Source organism: Streptomyces prasinopilosus (assembly GCF_001419695.1).
In the GTDB taxonomy this organism is placed as follows: domain Bacteria; phylum Actinomycetota; class Actinomycetes; order Streptomycetales; family Streptomycetaceae; genus Streptomyces; species Streptomyces prasinopilosus.
Map to the genome: position 1 here is coordinate 1 of NZ_LIRG01000843.1, position 1,902 is coordinate 1,902.

A 1,902-nucleotide genomic window follows, 5' to 3' on the forward strand; every position below is an offset into this window, starting at 1 on the left:
CCGGGTCAGCACCGCCCCGGTCGGGGACCGGTGCCGGGTCGGCCGGGGCGGTGCTGACCCGGGGCAGGGCGTAGGGGTGCTGCTCGGACAGCCAGCGAATCATCTGCTCGCGGACCTCGACCCGCACCGTCCAGATGTCGCCGGCGTCCTTCGCCGTCACCAGGGCCCGCACCTGGATGGTGCTGGGGGTGGTCTCCACGACGGTCAGGTTGTAGGCGCGGCCGTCCCAGGCCGGGCACTCGCGCAGGATGTCGCGGAGCCGGTCGCGCATCGCGTCCAGCGGGGCCCGGTGGTCGAGGTGCCAGATGACCGTCCCGGTCATCTGCGGGGAGTCGCGGGACCAGTTCTCGAACGGCTTGGAGGTGAAGTACGACACCGGCATGGTGATCCGGCGCTCGTCCCAGGTGTTCACCGTGAGGAAGGTCAGGGTGATCTCCTCGACCGTGCCCCACTCGCCGTCCACCACGACCGTGTCGCCGATGCGCACCATGTCGCCGAAGGCGATCTGCAGCCCGGCGAACAGGTTGCTGAGCGTGGACTGGGCGGCGACACCCGCGACGATGCCGAGGATGCCCGCCGAGGCCAGCAGCGAGGCGCCGGCCGCCCGCATGGCGGGGAAGGTCAGCAGCATCGCGGCCACCGCCACCACGCCGACGATCGCCGAGACGACCCGCCGGATCAGCGTCACCTGGGTGCGCACCCGGCGGACCCTGGCCGGGTCGCGCTCGCGGTGCACGTTGGCGTACCGGGTGTAGGAGGTCTCGACGACGGCCGCCGCGATCCGGATCACCAGCCAGGCGGCCGAGCCGATCAGCACCAGCGTCAGCACCCGCTCGACGGTCTCCCGGCTCCCCTCGAACAGCCTCGCCTCACTGAACGAACTTCTCAGCAGGACCGCGCAGATGAGCAGCTGGTAGGGGATGCGGCCGCGCCGGAGCAGTTCCCACATGGGGGTCTCGGGGTGCCGGGTGTCGGCCTTGCGCAGCAGTCGGTCGGTGGACCAGCCGAGCGTCAGGGTGAGCACGACCGAGCCGCCGAACACGATCAGGGGGCGGAGCACGTCTTCCATGTCCCCGAACCTAACCGGCCTCGCGCGCAGTGAACATGTGACATCCGCGGCGCGGTGGGTACGGCCGGTGCGCCGCCGGGCGGGGCGCACCGCGGCACCGGCGGTCACCCGCGGCCGGGCCCGGCTGGCACCATGGGCGTCATGAACATCATGCTGTTTCACTCGACCTACGGCCCGCGGCCCGCGGTGTCCGCGGCCGCGGACCGGCTGCGCGGGGCCGGGCACGAGGTGTGGACGCCCGACCTCTTCGAGGGCCGCACGTTCGACACGGTCGAGGAGGGCATGGCCCACCAGGAGTCCGTCGGCAGGGACGAGTTGCTGCGCCGGGCCGTGCTGGCCGCCGCGCCCTACTCGGAGCGGGGGCTGGTGTACGCCGGGTTCTCCTTCGGCGCCTCCGTCGCCCAGACGCTGGCCCTCGGCGACGGCCGGGCGCGCGGACTGCTGCTCCTGCACGGCACGTCGGACATCGCGGCGAACGCGGCGGTGGACGGCCTGCCGGTGCAGCTGCACGTCGCCGAGCCGGACCCGTTCGAGACGGACGACTGGCTGAGCGCCTGGTACCTGCAGATGGGCCGCGCCGGAGCCGACGTCGAGGTGTACCGGTACGCCGGGGCGGGCCACCTCTACACCGACCCCGGTCTGCCGGATCACGACGAGGAGGCCGCCGAGGCCACCTGGCGGGTGGCGCTCGGCTTCCTCGACTCGCTGGAGGACGGCTGACGGAGGGGGCCGGGGACGCGCGGACCGGACCGCCGGACCGGACGGGCCCACCGGACCGGCCCGTCCGGCCCGTGCGCATCAGACCGGGCCGTCGGCGCGCTCGACCCGCTGGG

At 73.4% G+C, this 1,902-nt stretch carries 2 protein-coding genes; one reads left to right on the forward strand and one right to left on the reverse strand.

Annotated elements, in window-relative coordinates; all coding sequences use genetic code 11:
- The coding region (locus AOK18_RS27355) for a mechanosensitive ion channel family protein (protein WP_055696069.1) at positions 1–1,069 on the reverse strand (1,069 nt) is incomplete at its 3' end.
- Positions 1,070–1,210: 141 nt separating this feature from the next.
- Between AOK18_RS27355 and AOK18_RS27360 the strand changes: the two genes are divergently transcribed.
- Positions 1,211–1,789, forward strand: coding sequence for a dienelactone hydrolase family protein (locus AOK18_RS27360; protein ID WP_055570798.1), 579 nt, complete (start codon positions 1,211–1,213; stop codon positions 1,787–1,789).
- Positions 1,790–1,902: the final 113 nt, after the last annotated feature.

Coding starts and splice junctions, on each gene's coding strand:
- AOK18_RS27360 (WP_055570798.1), top strand. CDS start 1,211: ATGAACATCATGCTGTTTCACTCGACCTACGGCCCGCGGCCCGCGGTG.